Genomic DNA, 20,986 nt, shown 5'->3' with positions numbered 1-20,986 from the left:
GCTAACAACAAGGTTTATGATGAAATTATTTTGAATTTAACTTATTGTTTTGTTAGAGTGATATTTTTAGGAAAATTGAAAGGCCAATCTTTCCCTTCTATCATAATTTGATTGTAATACTGGCAGGATTCGTTTATTCCAAGAGGGTTGTATTGGAAACTCAAGTTCATTTGTGTTTTTTGAGCATCTGTAAAAGAAATATTTACATTGGCTGTTTTGTTACACATATCTTTAGGTTGAAATAGTAAGTACTTTTGCGCGAAATTTTTATATTGACCAAAGATGCCATAAAACTCAGGTGCGCTCTGATCGAAATTAGTAATTCTGTCAACTTCTATAGCACCATTTGAAGATATTATTTTACGTTCACCTACTATTTGATCAGAGTCATAGTAGCTTCCGTCATTTGCTGTAGATCTGTCTTTGATTTTCTTCAACTGTAGATATAAAGTTTTTCCTTCCCAAGTTCCTTTCCAGATTCCAATATAAGGATTAAGTTCTCCTTCTAAATCTTTATAATAGGCTCCATTAGGAATATTAATTTTTGGAGTGTTTATTGGAAAAACTTGTTGTGCCGAAATAGAGTTTAGACTTGTTATTAATAAAATGGCTAATATTTTTTTCATTTTTTTATTTTTAAATTATGGACAATTAGATGTTGTGAAATTTCCACCAGTGATTTGCAATTGTTTACTGCTTCCATCACTATTTGTTTCATAAAGTTTAGCTCCATCAATATTCATATTTTTTTCCATAAACTCCAAAAAACCTTTCTGTAAACCTTCTGTCGAAATATTAGGATTTCCTATCATTTTTGAGTATTCTATATTTAAAGCTTCAATCTGAGTAGAAGAATACAAGCTTAAACCATCAACATTAACATCATCTCCTCTCAATTGATATGTTCCCTGGCTTGTAACTACAGATAAAAAAACTTCACTTAAAGGTATATTATTAGCTTTGGCGTTCTTAAGCAATTGTATAAATAAATTAATATCACCAGGAGAAAATATTGGTATTAAACCATCGTAATGAGAATGCATGACCCCATAAGTAGTATTGAAAATTTTGAAATCAAGATCTGTGGTTCCAGGTTTATTACTTAATTCTTGGTATTGTACCCCTGTTTGCCCAGATCCGGGTGCTGGATTTCCAACTCTGAAGCCGCTTTCATAAGAATTACTTGTCTTTGATTTTAGATATTCTGTTTTAGCTTTAAAGTTAGAGTCAGTATTTTGAGCTTTTACTTTACCGCAAAGATCTTGATCAGGTGGATCAGGATATTCATATCCATCACTACCACCTCCTCCGCCACCTCCTCCAAACGGGTCACCCAGCGGAGGAAAGCTTGCAGGAGGAATACCTCCGCCGCTGTCTTCCTGCCATTCGCACACCATGTGAGAATAGCTTACCGGTTCGCAGTCTGTTTGTCCATTCAGACAGCCTATCACGATAGTTCTTGTAGAGCATACATATTTTGCTTTAGCAGCAGCCTGGTTACCATCCATTACTTCACTGTGGCTGATGATATTAGAATAAAGTACATGCTGGAAGAAGGCTAAAAGGTCTGTATCGTTCTTTTTATAAAAATAGACTTTGTCTCCTTTTCTTACCGCTTCCATCAGAAGAACAACCTTATTTTTTTTTACAATAGGAACCAGCAGGTATTTTTCACCAAACTGGCCAAAGCTCATCGCGTAATTCCAGTACAGTTCCCCATATGCCGTATTAAAGCGTTCCAGATTGGCATACTTCAGGAACACCTGCTGTACTTTTCCGATATATACATCATCTTCTTTCCATAAACTCCTGGAAGCATATTTGGCTGAAGAAACAGAGGTTGTTTCTTTTGGGGTCTCCTGTTGAAGAAGATCTTCACGGGAACATGAACAGATAAAGAATGCTGCCAAGAGAACAAGGAGCAATCTTTTTAGGTTTAATTTTTTTCTCATACACATTTGAATTTTAGTAAACTAAATATAATTATTTTTTATTACCTCACAAACTTATGAAATAAACATAAATGAAATATAGTCAGAAATTACTGATTTCCGTATTATTTTTCTAAAGGAAAAAATATGTAATTTTGGTAAAAATACATTGTGTTATGACTCTAGGAGAAAAACTGAAAAAGGCAAGGATCAGCAAAAATTTAACTCAGGGATATCTGGCAGAGGTGCTGAATGTTTCTCAGAAGACTTATTCTAATTTTGAAAATGATAAGAGTAAGCCCGCTTTTTCTCAGGTAGAGGATATTGCAAAAGTTTTAGAAGTAAGCGTTCTGGATTTCCTGAGTGGAGATAACATAACGGTAAATCAGAATAATAACGAAACTGCAATAGCGCAGAATTATGCAGCAGTGAACGTCTCTGAAAAACTGATAGAACAGTATGAGCAAAGGCTTAAAGATAAAGATGCTGAGATCATTTATCTCCGGCAACTTCTCGATAAAAAATAAAAACTTCAAAAAAATGAAGTTTTTTTTATTTTATGATGTAATAAAAATAAAAAGGCAGTTGTCTTATCTCTAGAAACAAAACTCATGACCCAAGAAACTTTTAAGAATACGGTGTTTATTCTCAAAGACGAGATGTATCGTTTTGCGAAAAGATTCGTGATGAGCAGTGATGAGGCAGAAGACGTCGTGCAGGACCTGATGATGAAGTTCTGGCAGAAAAAAGATGAACTGGAGCAGTTTGGAAATTTCCGCTCCTATGCTTTGAAATCTGTACGGAACGAGTGCCTGAACCGCCTGAAGCATCATGATGTGAAGCTTGGATTTGCTGATTTGCAGCTTCACAGATCAGAATTGTACAGCATGGATGTCAATAATCTGAAAGAGTATATTGTTAGTTTTATCAATCAGCTCCCCGAAAAACAGAAAATGGTGATCCATCTGAAAGACGTAGAAGAATATGAGGTATCTGAAATTTCCGAAATGCTGGAGATGGAAGAAAATGCGGTAAGAGTAAATCTTATGCGTGCCAGACAAAAAGTAAAAGAACAAATTTCACAACTGATGAGCTATGAGCAAAGATCAATTTCAAAATAAATATGACGAAATCTTCCGGGAAATAAAGGAAGAGAAAATGAACTGGAGCTTTGATGATTTCCTTCAGCAGACAGAAGAAAAAAATACAGAAGCAAAAGACACCCCGGTCATTCCATTGAAGAAGAAGCCCTCTTTCCCGAAATGGGGCTGGTTGGCTGCCGGACTGCTCATCCTGTTCAGTATCGGTTTTGTCTTTAATAGTTTGAATTCCACTGTTCAGGATAAAGAAAAGCTGGTGAAAGATGAGGTGCTTAAACAGAAATCAGAATTTATCGAAGAGAATAATGATCATCAGGAGCAGGTAGCAGTAAATCACACAGATTCTATTTCCGGAGCCAAAAAAGATTCTATCTTTCAGGATAATGCGGTGGCAGAGAAAGATGTTATGGATGAGATCCTTCCGAAAAGAGGACGCCTGAAAAAGGAATCAAAACCAAGGTATGTAAGCAATTCTCTTCAAAATGGTAAAGATGTAAATGATTCTACACAATATGACGATTCTTATGTTATTGTTAATGGCAAGAGAATCACCAGTGAAAAAGAAGCCATAGATGTTGCTAAGTATTCCTTTATGAAACTGGGAAATGAGTTCAAAAAAACAGTAGCTACTTCCCAGAAAAATGAAAGCTTTGACGATGAATATTAAACCCACAATCAATCCCATGAAAAAGATAGTATATATATTAACCATTATTTTAAGCAGTCTAGTGACCTTTCCTGCACAGACTGAGCAGCTCAACCAGCTTTTCCAGAATTTTGAGAAAAGCGGGGGAGTAACCTCCATCAATATTAAGAAACCCATGTTCAAATTATTGAATACTCTTGATATTAATGACGAATATGTAGGCAAAATCAAACCCATTCTGAATGAGGTAGACGGTCTTAAGCTGCTGATTATTCCTAAAATTACATTCCCTGACCATCTGAAAAATGAAAATCTGGAACAGATCAGGCTGAACGAACTGCAGACCAATAAAGTAAACAGGGCATTAAACAGCCTTAGATTCAATGAGCTGATGTCCATGAACAGCGATGGCGTTTCTATGAAATTCCTGGCCGAAACTGAAAAAGATAATTACCTGGAAAATCTGGTCTTCAATGTAGATTCCAAAGAAGAAAATATTATTTTCATTCTCAATGGTAAAATGAAGCTGTCTGATGTGAACAAGATCATCAATTCCAGTGAAACAACCATAAGTTCTTCACAGTCTTCTACAAAAAGCTCTTTTGTTTCAGACAACGCATCTTCTTATCTGAATGGTGACAGCAGAAATGTCGGAGAATTCTCTAAAATAGATGCCAGCCTTGGAGTAAACGTAATTTATAAGCAGGAAAATGTAAGGAGTGTAAAAGTACTTGCTGATGCAGATAAGCTCCAATACATCGTCACCAAGGTTGAAGACGGAGTTTTAAGAATCTATGTAGATAACAAAGGAGTAAGGAATTTGAAGTTTAAAAATCTGAACGTCAATGTATCAGCACCTCATATTAATGAAATAACCACTTCTACCGGAGCTATTTTTACAGCAGTTAATCTTGTAACAGAAAACACATTAAAGATTAATGGCTCATCGGGTGGGGTTATTAAAGGCAAATTTAATGTCAGAGAAGCGGCAAATATAGATTTTAATTCAGGAGCCAGCGCTAGTGTGGATGTTAACACTCCGAAATTAACACTGGATACTTCAAGTGGAGCAAGTGCTGTTTTATCCGGTCAGGCAGAATCTGCTACTATTGATATCAGCAGTGGGGCTTCCTGTAAAGCAGATGATCTTAAAATCGGTACCGCTACAGCAGAAAGCACATCAGGAGCAAGCCTGTCCCTGTTTGTTACTGATAAGCTGAAGGTAAGGGCTTCTTCCGGTGCAGCAGTAAGATTAAAAGGAAATCCTGAACTGGATGTCAAGGTTGATAAAGTTTCCGGGGGCAGTTTCAGACAAGTTAAATAAACAAATAACCATGAAAACTCTTAAAAGTATTTTTTGCACTGCTGTGGCTGCCGTTATGCTCCAATCCTGTGTAGTATCCGGTAAACCCAATATGGCTTTCTTTAAAGACGGGAATTATAATTCTGAAGGAGCCCGGTTTCTGAGTGTAAACGTTCCGATGTTTCTTGCCAAGCCCTATATTAAAAAAGCATTGCGAAAAGATGGTGAAAATAAAGAGGTAATCAGCTTGGTTAAAAAGATTTCCAAAATAAAGGTAATGACAGTAGAAAACGGAAACAGTTCCATGCTGAGCGACTATACCAGTTACCTGAACCGTAATGATTACGAAGACTGGGCTACCATAAAACATGATGGTGATAATGTAAACATCCGGGTAAAACAAAACGGTGATGCCATTAAAAATATGCTGATCACGGTAAATTCGGCTAAAGATCTGGTCTTTGTAGACGTTAAAGGAAACTTTACGGCAGATGATATCTCAAAGATGATTAATGCTGCTTCAGATAAATAATCTATATTTATATCCACCAAACACTTTTAATATGGAAAAATTAATCAGAGAAGTGCGTATCCTTAAAATTTACGCAGTATCTCTTACGGTTCTATGTGTCCTGTTTTTCTTCCTGGCATTTAAAACCCGGAATACAAAACAGCACTTTGATGAAATAGATGTGGAGCGTATCAATATTGTTGAAAAAGACGGAAAGCTGAAAATGGTACTCAGTAATAAAAAACGTCAGCATCCCGGAATGGTCAATAATAAAAGCATGAACCCCAGAGAAAGAGAGGCTGGCCTTATTTTTTTTAACGAACTGGGAGATGAGTGTGGCGGACTTGTATACGGAGCAGATGAAAACGGATCAGGAATGGTATATTCTGTAGATCAGAGAAAAACAGATCAGATTATGCAGCTGCAGTATTCGGAAGGAACAGGAGATAAAAAAAACCGAACCTATGGTCTGAAATTATGGGACCGCCCGGATGATTTCTCTTTAGAAGAAATTATAAAGTTTGAAGATTCATTAAAACGTCTCAATGACCCTGCTGCCTCAAGAAGAGCATATGCAAAATTAAGAGCAGAAGGAAAATTAACCACCGAACGGTTTTTTGCAGGGAAAGCGGCCAACGGAGATGTCGGACTTTTTATAAAAGATACTAACGGCCGTATACGCCTTAAAGTATATATTGATAAAAATAATCAAACACACATCGAAAAGCTGGATGAAAGCGGACAGGTTGTAAAATAACCCACTTAAGATTGAAAATCTGGAAAGAGGAAGTTACTTCTGGTTATACCCGTTGATGATCACCATATGATTAAATGCCCTCATAACCTCCCTCTTTATCAGGAATTCTTATCCTGAGTTAAAGTTTAACGATATTAAAAACAAGTAGTTTCATATAATACTAATTTTATTTTGTACAGAAAGACCGTTCATATAGGAGCGGTTTTTTGATTTAAGTTATTGATTATTAAATTTTATTTAAACTATCAAAAAGGATTTTCATATCTCATTAAAATAACCTAATTTTGCAAAGAAAGTAAAGATGTCTATTCATAACAAAATTGTAGAGACAGCCATCACTTTCGATGACGTTCTTCTAGTCCCTTCTTATTCAGAAGTTTTACCTAATCAGGTTTCATTAAAATCAAGACTTACCGACAAAATTACGCTGAATGTTCCGATAGTTTCCGCTGCGATGGACACCGTTACAGAAGCTGATCTTGCCATTGCCTTGGCAAGAGTGGGCGGGTTAGGATTTATCCACAAAAATATGCCGATTGCCGAGCAGGCAGCACAGGTAAACAGAGTAAAACGTTCCGAAAACGGAATGATCTCAGATCCTGTAACCCTTTCCAAAGATCATACTCTTGGCCAAGCCAAAGAGATGATGGCGAAATTCAAAATTTCAGGGCTTCCGGTAGTAGATACAGATAATATTCTTATCGGGATCATCACCAACAGAGACGTAAAATATCAGGAGAATCTTGATATGAAGGTAGAAGAGATCATGACCAAGGATAATCTGATCACTTCTGATAAAGATACCAACCTTGAGAAAGCCAAAGAAATCCTTTTGAAGAACAGAGTGGAAAAGCTTCCGATAGTAGATAAAGATAATAAACTGGTAGGGTTAATTACCATTAAAGATATTGATAATCAGCTTGAGTACCCTAATGCAAACAAAGACAGCAACGGCCGCCTTATTGTAGGTGCCGGTGTAGGGGTAGGAGAAGATACTCTGGACAGAATTGCTGCTTTGGTTCAGGCAGGTGTTGATATTATCGGTATTGATTCTGCTCACGGACACTCAAAAGGAGTTTTGGATAAAATCTCAGAAATCAGAAAAGCATATCCGGATCTGGATATTGTAGGCGGAAATATTGTGACTGCTGAGGCAGCAGAAGACCTGATTAAAGCAGGAGCCAATGTTCTGAAAGTAGGGGTAGGTCCAGGGTCTATCTGCACAACGAGAGTAGTTGCAGGAGTAGGAGTTCCCCAACTATCTGCCATTTACAACGTTTATGAATATGCCAAAACTAAAAATGTTGCCGTGATTGCAGACGGAGGAATCAAGCTTTCCGGAGACATTGTAAAAGCTATTGCAAGCGGAGCAGGAGCTGTAATGTTAGGTTCACTTTTAGCAGGAACCGACGAAGCTCCAGGGGAAGAAATTATCTTCCAGGGAAGAAAATTTAAAACATACCAGGGGATGGGAAGCCTTTCTGCCATGAAGAGAGGTGGAAAAGAAAGATACTTCCAGAGTGAAGCTAAAAAATTCGTTCCGGAAGGAATTGAAGGAAGAGTTCCAAGCAAAGGAAAGCTGGAAGATGTAATTTTCCAGTTAACAGGAGGTCTAAGAGCCGGTATGGGATACTGTGGGGCTAAAGATGTTGAAGCATTACAGAAAGATACCAAAATGGTTATGATCACCGGAAGCGGATTAAAAGAATCACATCCTCATGACGTGATTATCACACAGGAAGCTCCGAATTATTCACTGTAATAATTTACCACATTATAAAAAACGGGTTGTTTCATCTCTGAAGCAACCTGTTTTTTTATGCCTGATTTAATCTCGTTTTGGTGCTGTTTTACTGGTTGGTTTATTCAGTGAAACATGGGTTTTTATTAATTTTTTCAAAAAAAATAATAAAAAACTGTAACAAAAATTGATTTATTTCAACTAACTGTAATAATTTTTGAAGTATATGTGCTTTTTGTGTTAGGTACCTGTGTTTTAAGAAGAATATATTTGGAATATAAATTTGAAAAATTAAAAAAATGAAAAAAACTTTCCTTTATGGATTAGCATTGTTTTCTCTTTCCTTATCTGCACAGCAGCAGGCAAAATTATGTGGTCTGGATGAAGCTCAGGCTCCGTTTGCAAGACAGAATAAGGAAATTGATAACATGATCTACAGCATCCGTAATAAGATCCTGGCATCAAATAAGAATGGCTCTGCCAGTAATGGAACAGCTTTTAAAACATTAAACGGGGTTTATGAAATTCCTGTTGTAGTACATGTAATTGTACCTACCAATGCAGCTTTAGGTTCGGAATATAATAAAACAGATGCGCAAATTCAGGCATGGCTGGACCATTGTAATGAAATGTATGCAGGAACCTATCAATGGGCGAATGGAGTTCCCAATGATTTTGGAACTGCTGCAACAATGCCTATAAAGCTGGTACTGGCTAAAAGAGATCCCAATTGTAACCCTACCACAGGTATTGTAAGATATAATGGGGGTACACTTGCCGGATATGATACATATGGCGTAAAGCGTCAGGGTAATAACGGAGTTACCACTACACAGGTAAAAACAATTGCCCCACACTGGCCGGAAGCATCATACTTTAATATCTATATCATGAATAAAGTTGACGGCGGCGGAGGTTATGGTATCATGGGCTGGGCTGGCTTACCTGCAAACCCGGATTCAGCTTATGAGTCATTTATGAAATCTTTTGTTGTAACATTACAGGATGATGTAACGCTGGCTCACGAATTCGGACACAGTATGGGCCTTCTTCATACCTTTGGAAACGCAAATCCTGATGCACCAGAAGGAACTACTTCTACTACCTATTGCCCGGCACAAACCAACAACGATTGTAATAAGGATGATGATGGCGTATGCGATACCGAAAGATCCCGAAGTTTACTTAATGACTTTCCGGTACCTACCAATAATGATATGAATTATTGTACAGGTGTAAATTATCAGGGAGTTCAGTATAATATGATGAACTATACCAATCCGTCAGCCTTTAAATTTACCAATGGCCAGCACGACAGAGCAGCAACTTATTTCTTTTTAATGAAAGGATCATTAAGTACTTCTCTTGGTGCAACAGCTCCGGCACCGAGTGCAAACCTGGGAACGCCCATCGCTTCATGCTCCCCGACAGGTGTAACTACTCTTGCTAATTATTTTGTGGGACCAACATTAGTGAAATTAGGTAATATTAATAACGCTACTACAGGAATCTGGCAGAATAATACAAGTTTCTATGAAGATTATACAGGTCTTAGCTGCCTGAAAGCAACTACTACTCAGCTTTTAATAAACCAGGCACATGATCTCCAGGTGAATGTTTCCGGTAGTGAGAATGATGTAAGAGTCTGGATTGATTTTAATAACAGCGGAACTTTTGAAGCTAATGAATTAATAGGATCAGGAGATAATATTGTTGCTGACCCCACCACATCAATTGGTACTTTTAATACAACTTTTACAGCTCCTGCATCTACAGTACTCAATACTCCGTTAAGAATGAGAGTGATTGTGGATGATGAAAATGCAAATATAACTCCTTGCGGACAATTAAAATACGGACAGGCAGAAGACTATACTGTAAAGTTTGTTACTACATTGGGAACTAACGAAGTAAAAGCGGATAATGATGATCTTATGATTTATCCTAATCCGGTAGCAACAGGTGATAAAGTATTCATTAAAGCTAAAAACGGAAAGGATCTGAAAGTTTCAATCTCTGATATGTCAGGAAGACTTATTGCAAACCCATCTGTAAGTGAAGAAAGAAACGGTATCTACAAAATTGACCAACAGCTTGAAAAAGGAGTTTACATGGTACAGATTTCCAACGGAAAAGAAAGTAAAACTTCTAAACTGATTATAAAATAATTTCTTTTTAAGATATTTTGAAATGCCTCCTTTTAACGGAGGCATTTTTTATGGATGATAATCTCAGCTTACCTTAATATATTTAAATCTGGGCTTTATTACCGAATTAAGAAACTTCCCTTTAGATTTTGCCGCCCTGAATCTGTCCGAAATATAGGATGGAACTTTAAGATAATCATATACAGCCCCCGACTGATATATAATTCTCAATATTTCAGTTTCCGGAAAATAAATAAAACTATTAACTACACTTGATGGCATATACTGTTTCCATCAAAAAATATTCCTTTACAGATCATAAAAAAACAGTCTTCAGATAGGTCTGAAGACTGTTTTAAATAATCAATTAATGCTATAGAGACATGGTGTCCTATTTTTTTACAAACTTAAATTCAAGTCTTTCAAAACTTTTAGTTGTAACAACCAGAAGGTAAGTCCCTGCTGATAGTTGAGAGATATTGATTTTTTCAGCAAATCCCTCAGAGTTGACAAGTCTTCCGTCTATAGTATAGATTTGGATAGCTTTACCGTCGCTAATTCCGGAAATATGCATTACATCTGAAGCCGGATTCGGGAAAACGCTGATCTTTGTGAGAGACAGCTCTGAGGTTCCCAGTGAAGTGCTGTGTACATCACCTGTCATTGTGGAATTGGTTCCGTTAAGGTTTCCTCCGCATTGTCCGTTGGTAATGGCCGTATTTTCCACCCACAACCCGAATGTATTGCTGGGTGGTCTCGGGCTGGTATTATTTCCGGTAGAATTATAGTAGATCAGATTAGGCGTTGCAAAATCTCCGTCACCGTCATCCGCAAGAAATTCCCACCTTGATAAAGAATTATTCCACTGGATTTTAAACTCGCAGGAGCCTAACCCTCCGCAGGGCTGCCCGTCTACAGGGGTTGTAATGTAGATATTCTTGTTATGGGTGTCAACTCCGGTTTTAGTGAACACGAAATTCTGATTGTCAAACAAATTATGACAGCCATTGAAAGTAATAGTCTGTGCTGGGACTAATCCACTCAGAACCAGGGCTAATAAATATAAATTTTTCATCATTTATCAATTAAAAGATGGATAAACTCCCTGTAATGCAATAAGGCATCTTATAGCTAGGAAAGGCGACCTGTTTTCATGAGGCTGGCTTCCTCCTGCAGGGTTTACCATGGAGGCTTTCATGGTCGTATTGGCATTGGCACTGGAGTATTCCTTATCCAGAAGTTTAGTGTCTGCCGGAAGATTACCTGCCGGGGAGTTCTCGTTACCCTCTGAAGTTACTGCATTAATGGTGTGAGAGTGGGCAGGCATCTGAGAAGATAATAAGGTTACGGATTCTGTGCCCCCGTTTTCTCCTACAACATAATTACTAAGGCCCGGCCCCTGACCCTGGCCAATCATTGATCTTCCCCTCATATCAGGAAGGGCAAAATTAGTAACTCCATTACCTCCGAAAGTGGTTCCCAGCAGTGAGAAAAGTGCTGCGTTCTGGCTGATCGGAAGCAGCTGACCGTTGCATTCAGCCCATCCGTTAGGAACCCTGTTATAAGGAACGAAAATAATTTGTCCTAAATAAGGCTCAATCTGTGCTTTTAAAGTTGAAGTAAATGCACTGCAGATCAGCAGTGTACATGCAATAATAAAGTTTTTCATGATAAACAGTTTAGTGATGGTAAAATTATAAAATATTCTGCAATAAACTAATTATATAGAAAAAACCTTTTAGAATTAACTAAAAGGTAATATTTTATTAATGTATATCCATTAAACTATAGTTTTTTTTATATAGAACCGAGCATGTCGCTGTAGTTTGTAATATGAAGATAACCTTCTTCTTTTATCCTGACATTCAGATTGTATTTCTTGGCTGTATCATAAATCTCTTTAGGAAGCATACTTCCTTTTTGGCTGAGCTCTCTGCTCATTTCCTTCAGAAGGTCCAGATGAAGGAGAAGATCCTCCCTGGTCTTTTGTACAAGTTCCTGCATCAGCTTTTCAATCTTTGCATCAGTAAGATGCTGCTGCATACGATGCGGATACTCTTCAAGACTGTAGCAGGCCTGGTATTCTTCATCAAAGCCGTATTTCCGGATAAAATCTGCTGCAAGTGCTGTGGCCTGTTCCCGGTCATGGCTTCTCCCTATGCTGGCATTACCTTCTCCGAAAATAATTTCTTCTGCAATTCCTCCTGCCAGATAAATTTTTATTCTGTTCAGAATACTTTCCTTAGTGTCATGAATCTGATGTGGAAAAGTAAATCCTGCGGCATAGCTGCTGGCTACCTTACTTTTGAGCTGTAAAGGAGCAAAGCCGGTATATAAAATATAGCAAACGGCGTGACCGCATTCGTGGACGCTGATATTAGCTACCGTATCAGGCTGATTAGACTGGCGGATACTATCGATTCTTCCTGTATACGGGATTTCAATCATTTTGCTTCCAACCTTTCCGGTAATAGCTTTCTTCTGATCCAGATAATCAATTTCTATGGTCTGGTCATCATGGCTGATTGCTTCAAAAAGAAATTTGCTGAGATTAGTATCCAGAATGTCAACAACACTGCTGAAAACAGGACGTACACCCTGTACCGGGAAGACGCCGTTTCTGTAGATCAGTGCATGGATGTTTTTGTTTATTTTTAAACTGATTCCAAACTTTGATTTTGTTTTTTGTTTGAGATTGCTGATTTCCCTTTGGATAAGCTTTTGAAAATCCTCTGTTCTTAGGGAAAAATAAATCAGGTGAATATTTCCAAATCTCGCTACCTGCTCGGGCCGGAACTTTCTGGATAATGCATTTTTAATATCCACTACAGTTATTTTTTTAGTGAAGGCATGGAAAATATTAGCATCTATATCTGCTTCACTGGTTTCGCGGGACATTTGAAAAGCTTCATCAAGATTCCCGCTGATAATAATCAGCATTTTACTGTAATCTACAGGCTCGTAAATCTTTTTTTCCTTTTGCTTTTTCAGGATCAGCTTAATCATATCTTCCTCTTTCATATCAATAATGCTCATCACATCATCTTCCATGCTGAGGTATTTTTTAAGTTCTTTAGCATCCCAGAGATTCAGATATGGATTTTCCTCTATTTCTGTTTCCCCGTTCCTTTTCCGTCTTTCATTTTCCTTTTTACGGAGAAGGTAAGAAAACAGGTAATGTTCCAGATCATCGCGCTCTCTTTTACTCAGGCGGCCGTCGCTCAGGAGTTCCCAAAAATCGGTGTACCGTGTTTGAGGAACAGGAGTTCCGTCTGCTTCAATGGTATTGAAACGCTGGATTTCATCAAAAAGAACAATGCTTGGCTTTTCGTCACTGAGGCGGTTGCTCTGGAAAATATCAGAGACGCTTTTACTCCAGGTAGTTTCATCATTATTGCTAAGCTCTATTTCTACAAACCTGTTCTGAAACCCAAGATAACTTACGGTTTTTCTCACCAGATCTGTTTTTCCAACTCCTGTCATTCCCCATAAATTGATAATGACAGGACGTGTAAGGATTTCCGGCATCAGGTACCAGATCTGGATATATTCCATTAAATCATCAATAATTTTGTCTATTCCGATGAATTCTTTTTTCAGGAATGCCTTGCAGTCGTCAAGCTTTTTCTTTTTCTTCTGAATCTCTTCTTTATCAATAATCATAGATGAAAAATACGCTATTTTTTTAAATTATCTTTAAAATCATCAATCCGGAAATCGGTAAGGGCATTTCCTTTTTCAATTTTTTCTCTGGCGTATAACCTGAAATCATTTTCTGTTTTTTCAAGAAGGTGATCATAAGGTCCTACATGAGAAATTAGTTTAACCAAAACCGGCGAGATCTCAAGACAGATAAAAAGTCCCATGATAAAAGCAGCAGCAAGTCCTATAATGGCTGAATTTTTTCCCAGCTCATCCAACGCCTGAAGTCTTGCAGCAAATCCGTTGAATTTATCTTCAAAAGTTTCTGTAGATTTTCTTTCTGTTTCCAGATTGGTGTACACTTTTGAAATTTCTTTATCTAAATATTCCAGTCTTGGAGCCGTTTGTTTCTGGAAGTTTTCAAGATCCTGCTTTCGCTGTTCTTTCAGTTCCTGCTTACGCTTGGCATTGGGCCCGTATCCTTCTTTTCCACTGGTTAGCCCGGATTGTTTTCCCAGGATTTCTTTTTCAAGTTCAACAGCGGCAGAGTCATATGCTTTCTGATACTGTGCTGTTTTTTCGGCAATCTGTTTTTTCTCTGTTTCAAAAGGCCCGCTTTGCTGAAGGATTCTTCCGTTCATCTCTCCCTGAAGCTGTTTTTTGTTTCTCTGAATAATGGTATTCAGCTGTTTGTTGACTTCTTTTTCGAAGATTTTAAGCTCAAGTGGCTTGGAAATAATAATTCCTAGAAAAGTAGCCAGGATCAGACGGGGAATAGCCATTAAAATCTGATTCCACCAGGTTCCTGTTTTTTTTATGGAAGAAACAATATACCGGTCCAGGTTGAAAATCATCAGGCCCCAGAGGATTCCAAAACCCACCGAAGTCCAGATGTTATCAAACACCGTATACATGGCATATCCTGCCGATAAAGTCGCAAATACAGCAGTGAAAAGAACAATACCCCCGATACCTGAGAACTTATTCCACTCGCTTGGTGTTTTTCTTAAAATATGAATGTTTCCTCCGGAACATACCATCAGAAACTTCTGGAACCAGTTTATTTTGTGATTCCCTTGATTTATAGTTTGTTGGTTTGTTTTCATAACTGAAAATTTATACAAATGTAATACTAAAAATCATACCAATGTAAAAGATAGTATTATGTTTTGCCAAGTAATTGTGGGGTTTTATTTAAGGTATTGAATATCAGTGATTTTATTTGAGCCTTCGCAAAATATTATGATTTGTGGTGATGATCAAAATTTTCAATCAAAATAATCTATTGTTTTTACAGATGCAGGCTTTTCTTCTAACTTACTTCAGCCTGTCAGGGTTTTGCTTCAAAAAGCTTTCCCATCCACTGTACGACTTGGTATCCGTTATAGTTCCTGAGTTGAAATGATGGCATACCGCAACAGCAAGACCATCAGAAGCATCAAGATATTTAGTGGGAAACTCTTTTAACTTCAGGAGATTCTGCAGCATTCCTGCTACCTGTTCTTTGCTGGCATTTCCGTTTCCGGTGATCGCCATTTTAATCTTTTTAGGAGAATATTCGGTGATGGGAATATTTCGGTAAAGGCTTGCAGCCATGGCAACGCCCTGTGCACGGCCCAGTTTCAGCATACTCTGTACATTTTTGCCGTAGAATGGAGCTTCAAGGGCAACCTCATCAGGGTGGTATTCGTCAATGAGGGCCAATGTTTTATCAAAAATATATTTAAGCTTGGTCTCGTGATTGGGGTATTTTTTGAGGATCAGTTCATGTATGGAAACCAGTTCCATTTTACCTTTTTTAATGGAAATAATACCGAAGCCCATTATGGCGGTTCCCGGATCAATACCTAAAATTATTTTCTCTGAAATCATTGGTTCAAAGATAGGGTTTTACAGGGAATTTTTTGCTCAGATCCGGAAATTGAAAAACGGTTGTGCTTATTTTTCACTCAGATACTTTTCAGCAATAGGAATCCATTTCCCATCATACCGGAGTAACAGAATTTTATCAACTAAAAAACTAGTTTTGTATTCCTTATCTCCGTATACTTCCCATGCTTTCAGGTAATTTTCAAAGGTCAGATCCCTGTATCCCACTGTCATATGGGGTGAAAAGGAATATGTATTAAAGCTGAACTGCCGGATAACGTGCTGATGAAGCTGATTTAAATTCTCACTGAATTCCGGCTTTACATATAAAACAGGATTTTTAGGATTCGGGAAGCTTCCGAATCCGTTTAATGTGATTTCAAAAGGAGGAATATGGGTATCAATCTTCTGAAAGGCCGTATGAATATCATTTTCCAGTTCCGGATCTCTTGAGAAAGGAGGGAATAAAGTAATATGAGCATCATTGTTAAGAGCCTTTGAGTTTCCGTAATGAAGAGCAAGATCTGTTTTAAAGGTTTTTATCTCATCAATAATCTCCTGGGGCGGATAAACAGCTATGAAATACATTTTTTGCATACAGCAAGATAAAAATTTTTACATAAAATTCATATGCATAAGAAAATTATGCATAGATTTGTAAGGTATAAAACAACAACCATTGAAAAAGAACAGTCTATATAAAGGAACGCTGCAGAACATTATTTTGAAGCTGCTTTCAAAAGAAGTGAAAATGTACGGCTACCAGATCACCCAAAGAGCTAAAGAGCTGACGCAGGGCGAGCTGGAAATGACGGAAGGTGCACTTTATCCATTGCTGCACAAACTGGAAAGTGACGGAATCATCACTTCAGAAGTACAGAAGATAAACGGAAGAGACCGTAAATATTATCTGCTGACTGAAAAAGGAAAAAAACAGCAGGCTGTACAGGAAGATGAAATGAAAAACTATCTGCTTAACCTCAATACCATCTTTAACATATGATGACTGAAAGACAGGAAAATCAAATCATGGATTATCTGATTTCCCAAAAGCTTCCTCTTGATATTTTACTGGAGATTAAAGATCATATGATGAATCAGGTTATGGATATTCAGCTCAATGAAAACTTAAGTTTTGAAAAAGCCTTCTCCAAAGCAAAAGATTGCTGGAAAAGTGAATTTGAAACCGTTAATTACCGCATGTTTTTTCCTGTGAAAATTCCTTTGATTGCCAAAAAAATCATACAGGAAAAATATAACAGCTTTCTGAAAAATTCATTGCTGATCGGACTAATCTTTTTCGGAATTAATGTGATGCTGGTCTACTTATCCCGCAATCAGGAAGAATACGGCATACTTTTCAGAGTATTAAACGGAATGTTCCTGCTGGTCATGGGATCTGTATGGCTTTTGAATATCAGAATCTGGAAATACATGAGAACAGACTTCAAATACAAAGGAAAATGTTTTTATACAATGTACCAGCAGAATATGGGACTGATGATAACCTGCATGATCGCTATGGTTCAGATTACCGGGAAAAACGGGCATTATGCCTATCAGTTCTTCAGAGAGGATACTATTTCAGATATCGTGATGCTTCTGGTTACGTTAATTATTCCCTTTCTGGCACAGGCGGGTTCTGTTTTTGCGCTTCTCAGCTTTTTTGAACATAAGAAAACGTTAAACAGGATGAAGAACTTTTTAGAAACTCCGGCATAAGACTGAGCATCAGGAACAATAAAAAAATAAAAAACTAATCTTAATACATGATCAATTTAATAGAGGAAAATGAGATCGTACGGTATCTCACATCAAAAAAACTAAGTTACGGACTGCTTTTAGAAATCAAAGATCATTTTATGCTTCAGATCTCAGATCTGATGGAAGAAAAAAATATCGGGTTTCAGGAAGCTTTTCTTATGACAAAAATGAACTGGCAGCATGAGCTGGAGATGGTAAGGGCAGATAGGTTCTCGTTCCGGAAAATAGCCAGGATAGAGAAAAATGCCGTTCAGGCAAGGTTCAGGAATATTGCTGTAAACGCAGTCATTGCCTCATTTTTACTTTCTGCATTGGTGTATTTTAGTACAGATGCATTTATCTATCTGCAGCTGACATTGTGGATGATAACAGTCGGGCTTTTGCTCTATAATTTTATCTGGAGAAAAATGACCCTTTACCAATACCTTCAGTTTAGCTTTCATCCGCTGGTGCTGAGAAACACCTTTATCGGTGCTGTAGTCTGTGTCTGTGTGTATTTCTTTTTTAACGGATTTACCCTGTATGATACAGAAACTCTATTCAGAACAAATGGAATGAGGTTATTTTTTATCTATGGAATGATGACCAATGTGCAGCTTTTATACAGCAGCGCCAGAAGGATTAACGTTTTGATTTAATTATCTCTTATTTAAAATGACTCACGAAATAGTTTCTAAGGTACAGGAACGGCAGGTTACAGATTATCTCATGCTTTACAGGCTTCCGCTGGATATACTGCTGGAAGTAAAAGACCATATGACATCACAGATCATGGATATGCAGCAGGATAAAGATCTGACATTTGAACAGGCATTCCATGAGACCAAGAAGATATGGGAAAACGATCTTAAGATGACTAATTATTCGTTTTTTGATAAAGAACAGGTTCCTGTGATTGTAAAAGAAATTGCCAGGACAAAATATAATACTATTCTTAAAAGAGCGTCATTTCTGGTTTTGATTTCCTTTGCTGTAAATATGCTGTCAATTTACTTATCAGCCAATCAGGAAATATATACAGCCCTTTTCCGGCTGCAGAATTCATTATTCATTCTGGTTCCGCTTGCCATCTGGATTTTTGATTCTGATATGAGAAAATATCTGAAAGGAGATTATAAATATCAGGGAAAACTTTTTTACACAATGTATCAGCGAAATCTGGGCCTTTTAATAATAAGTGTCAATACCATGTTTCAGATCGTGCTCAGGCAGGGAACATACCCTTTTCAGTATTTCAGAGCCGGACATGAAGCGTCTCTGTTCCCTGTGATTCTTACATTAGTTATCCCACCCATCCTGCAGATAATGGTTCTCTTTGCTTTAATCAGCTTTTTCGAGCATAAAAAAGCACTGCCCGAAGTACAGAGGTTCCTGGAAACCTCAGAGGAATAAAAAAACTGGCAGTTAGCTTTTTACCGTATCATGCTTCATCTTCAATACCGAATTTTCAAGAGCATCCGTAATTTTTTTGATTTCAATATGAGGCCGGAAGGTTGAGCCTTTACCTTTTTCTTCATCTGCCGCATTAGACAGAATAATTACGGAGGTTTTGGTTTTAGGATAATAGATATTCAGGGAAGGAGAACCTTTCACATAACCGCTGTGGAAATAGCTTTCCGGCTGCCCGATATTCAGCATAATTCCGTAGCCGTAACCCATTTTTCCGAAAATCTGATGCCGTCTTTCTGCGCTTTTGGAAATAAACTGTCTGAGTGTTTCTGGCTTCAGAATCCTGCCGCTGTAAAGGGCGTTATTCCAGATATAAAGATCATCAATAGTAGAAAGAATGCCTCCTGCGGGTGTTCCGATATCTTTTCCAGCCAGTCTTTCCGGCATATCGGGAACTTCTTCAAATGTTTTTCCGCTACCCAGATAAGCGCTGGCAAAGTTATTCCCTTTAAAAACAGCTCCGGCTGAAGAATGTTTCATCCCCGCTTTTTGGAAAAGCTCCCGTGCATTCTCATCAAAAGATTTCCCGGTTACAGTTTCAACAATCTTTCCCAATGCATTAAATCCGTCATTGGAATAGAAGAAATCAGAACCGCTTTTAAACATTAATTTTCCTCCGAATGTATTGAGTCCGGAAGTATGGTTTAAGAGCTGCTGTATGGTAATGTTTTCATATTCCTTATGCTGGAATTCCTTCAGGTATTTTGAAGCTTTATCATGAATGTTCAGTTTTCCCTGCTCCGTCTGAAGAAGAATAAGAACTGCCGTGAACTGCTTGCTAACAGAGCCGATGGCAAATACCGACCCGCTGTCAATCTTAGCTTTGGTTTTAAAATTCGAGTACCCATTGGTCTTTCTGTACAACTGCAGAGAGTCTTTAAATACTGCGACGCTTCCGTTAAAATGATATTTTTTAAAAACAGAATCAATCTGCTGTTCAAGAATTATTTTCTGAAAAGCAGCAATGGTAGAATCGATAACCGCCTTTTTATCAACAGGCTTTTCGATAGGTTCGGAAGAACTTTTGCAGGCTGTTATAAAAACTGAAATAAAGAATACGGTAAAAAGGGAACTGAAGATTTTCGGCATTTGTATTGAAGTTTATGCTAAAAATAATCAAAAAGAATAGAAAAGAAAAATCAGAACCCGGAATCAGATATTCACAAAACTTCCGGTTTATCAAAGAAGTGGTTTTATGGATAAAGATTATTCATCAGCTGTAATTCTGGCCTGTCGGATCATTACAAAAAAGGAAATTTTAAAAACAGATTGTTACCAGGGAAAAAAATAAAAAAAGTCGGAAGAGGGAAGGTGGGTTGGAAGTTCTACGGGTGAATATAATCTTCGGGTTGTTAAAAGAGATAGTAAAGACAGGTCGTGTTATTTTCTGTACATGAAATTTCCTTCTTCCTATTTCAGATCGCAGAACCAGAAAACATATTCTCCTTCTGCTTCAGAGCCTGTTTTAGGCTTAGGATACGTTTTCTTTACGGTCTTTCCAATTTCGAAAAGAACAGGTTCCTTAAAAATAGGACCATCAAAAGTAAAGGTATGAAATTCTCCGTTTTCACCGCATGGATCAACGTTTTCAGGAAGGTCATCAAGGAACCGCTGATCTATAATACGTCCTGCAAAACTTTTATCCAGATACGTTCCGTTCACACAGGTTACAATGGTTTTAAAACCAAGGCCCAGAAATTCATAGATGAGCTCAGTAGTGTTCCGTTTCCATAGCGGGAAAACAGCTTCCATGCCGATAGCGTTCAACTGATCCTCACGGTATTGGCGAAGATCTTCCAGAAAAATATCTCCGAAAACAGAAGCAGTAACCCCCATAGATTTTACGTGGGACATGGTTTTATCCATAATTGTGCGGTACTCTTCCATGGAAGGTTCTTTTGGGAGTTCCATTTTAATCAGGGGAAATCCTAAATTTTCTGCCTGTTTTTCCAGAAGAGATACATGGACACCATGCATGGAAATACGCTGGAATTCTTTATTAATGCTTGTTAATAAAGATGTTACTTCATATTTGTTTTCCTGCATTACTTTAAATAATGCAAGGCTGGAGTCTTTTCCGCTGCTCCAGTTGAATATGGCTTTGGTCTTCATACAGACTTATTCTG

General features: G+C 37.7%; 23 protein-coding genes. 12 read left to right on the top strand and 11 right to left on the bottom strand.

All coding sequences use genetic code 11. From position 1 onward, the window contains the following. Positions 1-41: 41 nt before the first annotated feature. Together AOB46_RS19575 and AOB46_RS19570 are read right to left on the bottom strand one after the other, a co-directional pair. A complete protein-coding gene (locus AOB46_RS19575) occupies positions 42-626 on the bottom strand; it encodes a DUF6705 family protein (protein WP_062702551.1) in 585 nt (194 codons plus the stop codon). 15 nt (positions 627-641) lie between these two features. Further along, complete coding sequence (locus tag AOB46_RS19570) at positions 642-1,952, bottom strand: hypothetical protein (RefSeq protein WP_062702549.1); 1,311 nt, start codon at positions 1,950-1,952, stop codon at positions 642-644. 155 nt (positions 1,953-2,107) lie between these two features. On the opposite strand from AOB46_RS19570, the gene AOB46_RS19565 reads away from it, so the two are divergent. The 8 genes from AOB46_RS19565 to AOB46_RS19530 all read left to right on the top strand — a co-directional run bounded on the left by AOB46_RS19565 (position 2,108) and on the right by AOB46_RS19530 (position 10,157). Beyond that, positions 2,108-2,458: a helix-turn-helix domain-containing protein gene (locus AOB46_RS19565; protein WP_062702547.1), complete on the top strand. Its 351-nt coding sequence runs from the start codon at positions 2,108-2,110 to the stop codon at positions 2,456-2,458. Between the two features lie 84 nt (positions 2,459-2,542). After that, positions 2,543-3,052 (top strand): RNA polymerase sigma factor, encoded by a 510-nt coding sequence (locus AOB46_RS19560; protein ID WP_062702546.1) that lies wholly within the window; start codon positions 2,543-2,545, stop codon positions 3,050-3,052. Beyond that, positions 3,027-3,698, top strand: coding sequence for a hypothetical protein (locus tag AOB46_RS19555; protein ID WP_062702545.1), 672 nt, complete (start codon positions 3,027-3,029; stop codon positions 3,696-3,698). Before AOB46_RS19560 ends, AOB46_RS19555 begins: the two co-directional genes overlap by 26 nt. 16 nt (positions 3,699-3,714) lie before the next feature. Beyond that, entirely contained in the window at positions 3,715-5,001 is a 1,287-nt protein-coding gene (locus AOB46_RS19550) for a DUF4252 domain-containing protein (RefSeq protein ID WP_062702589.1), read from the top strand. Between the two features lie 10 nt (positions 5,002-5,011). Further along, positions 5,012-5,512: a DUF4252 domain-containing protein gene (locus tag AOB46_RS19545; RefSeq protein ID WP_062702544.1), complete on the top strand. Its 501-nt coding sequence runs from the start codon at positions 5,012-5,014 to the stop codon at positions 5,510-5,512. Positions 5,513-5,543: 31 nt separating this feature from the next. Beyond that, positions 5,544-6,248, top strand: coding sequence for a hypothetical protein (locus AOB46_RS19540; RefSeq protein ID WP_062702543.1), 705 nt, complete (start codon positions 5,544-5,546; stop codon positions 6,246-6,248). A 301-nt stretch (positions 6,249-6,549) separates the two neighbouring features. After that, entirely contained in the window at positions 6,550-8,010 is a 1,461-nt protein-coding gene (guaB, locus tag AOB46_RS19535; protein ID WP_062702541.1) for an IMP dehydrogenase, read from the top strand. 278 nt (positions 8,011-8,288) lie between these two features. Next, positions 8,289-10,157: a GEVED domain-containing protein gene (locus AOB46_RS19530; protein WP_062702539.1), complete on the top strand. Its 1,869-nt coding sequence runs from the start codon at positions 8,289-8,291 to the stop codon at positions 10,155-10,157. 63 nt (positions 10,158-10,220) lie between these two features. Here the strand turns inward: AOB46_RS19530 and AOB46_RS19525 are convergent, their stop codons facing one another. The 7 genes from AOB46_RS19525 to AOB46_RS19495 form a co-directional block, all read right to left on the bottom strand. Continuing rightward, positions 10,221-10,418, bottom strand: a complete 198-nt coding sequence (locus tag AOB46_RS19525; protein ID WP_062702537.1) for a KTSC domain-containing protein — start codon at positions 10,416-10,418, stop codon at positions 10,221-10,223. A gap of 109 nt (positions 10,419-10,527) precedes the next feature. Next, positions 10,528-11,211, bottom strand: a complete 684-nt coding sequence (locus tag AOB46_RS19520) for a T9SS type A sorting domain-containing protein (protein ID WP_062702587.1) — start codon at positions 11,209-11,211, stop codon at positions 10,528-10,530. 6 nt (positions 11,212-11,217) lie between these two features. Then, positions 11,218-11,805 (bottom strand): phage tail protein, encoded by a 588-nt coding sequence (locus AOB46_RS19515; RefSeq protein ID WP_082377278.1) that lies wholly within the window; start codon positions 11,803-11,805, stop codon positions 11,218-11,220. Between the two features lie 128 nt (positions 11,806-11,933). Next, the gene (locus tag AOB46_RS19510; protein ID WP_062702535.1) at positions 11,934-13,799 is read right to left on the bottom strand and encodes an AAA family ATPase; all 1,866 of its coding nucleotides are present in this window, start codon (positions 13,797-13,799) and stop codon (positions 11,934-11,936) included. A gap of 14 nt (positions 13,800-13,813) precedes the next feature. After that, positions 13,814-14,884 (bottom strand): DUF4407 domain-containing protein, encoded by a 1,071-nt coding sequence (locus tag AOB46_RS19505; protein WP_062702534.1) that lies wholly within the window; start codon positions 14,882-14,884, stop codon positions 13,814-13,816. Positions 14,885-15,095: 211 nt separating this feature from the next. Further along, a complete protein-coding gene (ruvC, locus tag AOB46_RS19500) occupies positions 15,096-15,650 on the bottom strand; it encodes a crossover junction endodeoxyribonuclease RuvC (protein WP_062702532.1) in 555 nt (184 codons plus the stop codon). A gap of 66 nt (positions 15,651-15,716) precedes the next feature. Beyond that, positions 15,717-16,244 (bottom strand): 2'-5' RNA ligase family protein, encoded by a 528-nt coding sequence (locus tag AOB46_RS19495; RefSeq protein WP_062702529.1) that lies wholly within the window; start codon positions 16,242-16,244, stop codon positions 15,717-15,719. 82 nt (positions 16,245-16,326) lie between these two features. Between AOB46_RS19495 and AOB46_RS19490 the strand changes: the two genes are divergently transcribed. The 4 genes from AOB46_RS19490 to AOB46_RS19475 are packed head-to-tail and all read left to right on the top strand — an operon-like array spanning position 16,327 to position 18,803. Continuing rightward, positions 16,327-16,650: a PadR family transcriptional regulator gene (locus AOB46_RS19490; protein ID WP_062702527.1), complete on the top strand. Its 324-nt coding sequence runs from the start codon at positions 16,327-16,329 to the stop codon at positions 16,648-16,650. Then, complete coding sequence (locus AOB46_RS19485) at positions 16,647-17,369, top strand: hypothetical protein (RefSeq protein WP_157845087.1); 723 nt, start codon at positions 16,647-16,649, stop codon at positions 17,367-17,369. The genes AOB46_RS19490 and AOB46_RS19485 overlap by 4 nt, the downstream gene beginning before the upstream one ends. A gap of 47 nt (positions 17,370-17,416) precedes the next feature. Next, positions 17,417-18,049 carry a hypothetical protein gene (locus AOB46_RS19480; RefSeq protein WP_062702524.1) on the top strand — a complete coding sequence of 211 codons (633 nt, stop codon included), beginning with the start codon at positions 17,417-17,419 and terminating at the stop codon, positions 18,047-18,049. A 16-nt stretch (positions 18,050-18,065) separates the two neighbouring features. Continuing rightward, positions 18,066-18,803, top strand: coding sequence for a hypothetical protein (locus AOB46_RS19475; protein WP_062702522.1), 738 nt, complete (start codon positions 18,066-18,068; stop codon positions 18,801-18,803). Positions 18,804-18,815: 12 nt separating this feature from the next. Here AOB46_RS19475 and AOB46_RS19470 read toward each other — a convergent pair whose 3' ends face one another. Continuing rightward, a complete protein-coding gene (locus tag AOB46_RS19470) occupies positions 18,816-19,949 on the bottom strand; it encodes a serine hydrolase domain-containing protein (protein WP_062702520.1) in 1,134 nt (377 codons plus the stop codon). A 321-nt stretch (positions 19,950-20,270) separates the two neighbouring features. After that, on the bottom strand, positions 20,271-20,972 hold the full coding sequence (locus tag AOB46_RS19465) for a diphthine--ammonia ligase (RefSeq protein ID WP_062702518.1): 702 nt from the start codon (positions 20,970-20,972) through the stop codon (positions 20,271-20,273). Positions 20,973-20,986: the final 14 nt, after the last annotated feature.

Source organism: Chryseobacterium indologenes (assembly GCF_001295265.1).
Classification (GTDB): Bacteria; Bacteroidota; Bacteroidia; order Flavobacteriales; family Weeksellaceae; genus Chryseobacterium; species Chryseobacterium indologenes_A.
The sequence above is the reverse complement of the archived record's forward strand: the minus strand, read 5'-3'. Positions and strand labels throughout refer to the sequence as shown.

What these genes read in the sequence shown, in the direction of transcription:
- AOB46_RS19570 (WP_062702549.1), bottom strand. Translation starts at nt 1,952, where the DNA reads ATGAGAAAAAAATTAAACCTAAAAAGATTGCTCCTTGTTCTCTTGGCA.
- AOB46_RS19515 (WP_082377278.1), bottom strand. Translation starts at nt 11,805, where the DNA reads ATGAAAAACTTTATTATTGCATGTACACTGCTGATCTGCAGTGCATTT.
- AOB46_RS19475 (WP_062702522.1), top strand. Translation starts at nt 18,066, where the DNA reads ATGACTCACGAAATAGTTTCTAAGGTACAGGAACGGCAGGTTACAGAT.
- AOB46_RS19555 (WP_062702545.1), top strand. Translation starts at nt 3,027, where the DNA reads ATGAGCAAAGATCAATTTCAAAATAAATATGACGAAATCTTCCGGGAA.
- AOB46_RS19480 (WP_062702524.1), top strand. Translation starts at nt 17,417, where the DNA reads ATGATCAATTTAATAGAGGAAAATGAGATCGTACGGTATCTCACATCA.
- AOB46_RS19560 (WP_062702546.1), top strand. Translation starts at nt 2,543, where the DNA reads ATGACCCAAGAAACTTTTAAGAATACGGTGTTTATTCTCAAAGACGAG.
- AOB46_RS19520 (WP_062702587.1), bottom strand. Translation starts at nt 11,211, where the DNA reads ATGAAAAATTTATATTTATTAGCCCTGGTTCTGAGTGGATTAGTCCCA.
- AOB46_RS19545 (WP_062702544.1), top strand. Translation starts at nt 5,012, where the DNA reads ATGAAAACTCTTAAAAGTATTTTTTGCACTGCTGTGGCTGCCGTTATG.
- AOB46_RS19485 (WP_157845087.1), top strand. Translation starts at nt 16,647, where the DNA reads ATGATGACTGAAAGACAGGAAAATCAAATCATGGATTATCTGATTTCC.
- AOB46_RS19525 (WP_062702537.1), bottom strand. Translation starts at nt 10,418, where the DNA reads ATGCCATCAAGTGTAGTTAATAGTTTTATTTATTTTCCGGAAACTGAA.
- AOB46_RS19510 (WP_062702535.1), bottom strand. Translation starts at nt 13,799, where the DNA reads ATGATTATTGATAAAGAAGAGATTCAGAAGAAAAAGAAAAAGCTTGAC.
- AOB46_RS19575 (WP_062702551.1), bottom strand. Translation starts at nt 626, where the DNA reads ATGAAAAAAATATTAGCCATTTTATTAATAACAAGTCTAAACTCTATT.
- AOB46_RS19495 (WP_062702529.1), bottom strand. Translation starts at nt 16,244, where the DNA reads ATGCAAAAAATGTATTTCATAGCTGTTTATCCGCCCCAGGAGATTATT.
- AOB46_RS19565 (WP_062702547.1), top strand. Translation starts at nt 2,108, where the DNA reads ATGACTCTAGGAGAAAAACTGAAAAAGGCAAGGATCAGCAAAAATTTA.
- guaB (WP_062702541.1), top strand. Translation starts at nt 6,550, where the DNA reads ATGTCTATTCATAACAAAATTGTAGAGACAGCCATCACTTTCGATGAC.
- AOB46_RS19470 (WP_062702520.1), bottom strand. Translation starts at nt 19,949, where the DNA reads ATGCCGAAAATCTTCAGTTCCCTTTTTACCGTATTCTTTATTTCAGTT.
- AOB46_RS19465 (WP_062702518.1), bottom strand. Translation starts at nt 20,972, where the DNA reads ATGAAGACCAAAGCCATATTCAACTGGAGCAGCGGAAAAGACTCCAGC.
- AOB46_RS19550 (WP_062702589.1), top strand. Translation starts at nt 3,715, where the DNA reads ATGAAAAAGATAGTATATATATTAACCATTATTTTAAGCAGTCTAGTG.
- AOB46_RS19505 (WP_062702534.1), bottom strand. Translation starts at nt 14,884, where the DNA reads ATGAAAACAAACCAACAAACTATAAATCAAGGGAATCACAAAATAAAC.
- AOB46_RS19540 (WP_062702543.1), top strand. Translation starts at nt 5,544, where the DNA reads ATGGAAAAATTAATCAGAGAAGTGCGTATCCTTAAAATTTACGCAGTA.
- ruvC (WP_062702532.1), bottom strand. Translation starts at nt 15,650, where the DNA reads ATGATTTCAGAGAAAATAATTTTAGGTATTGATCCGGGAACCGCCATA.
- AOB46_RS19530 (WP_062702539.1), top strand. Translation starts at nt 8,289, where the DNA reads ATGAAAAAAACTTTCCTTTATGGATTAGCATTGTTTTCTCTTTCCTTA.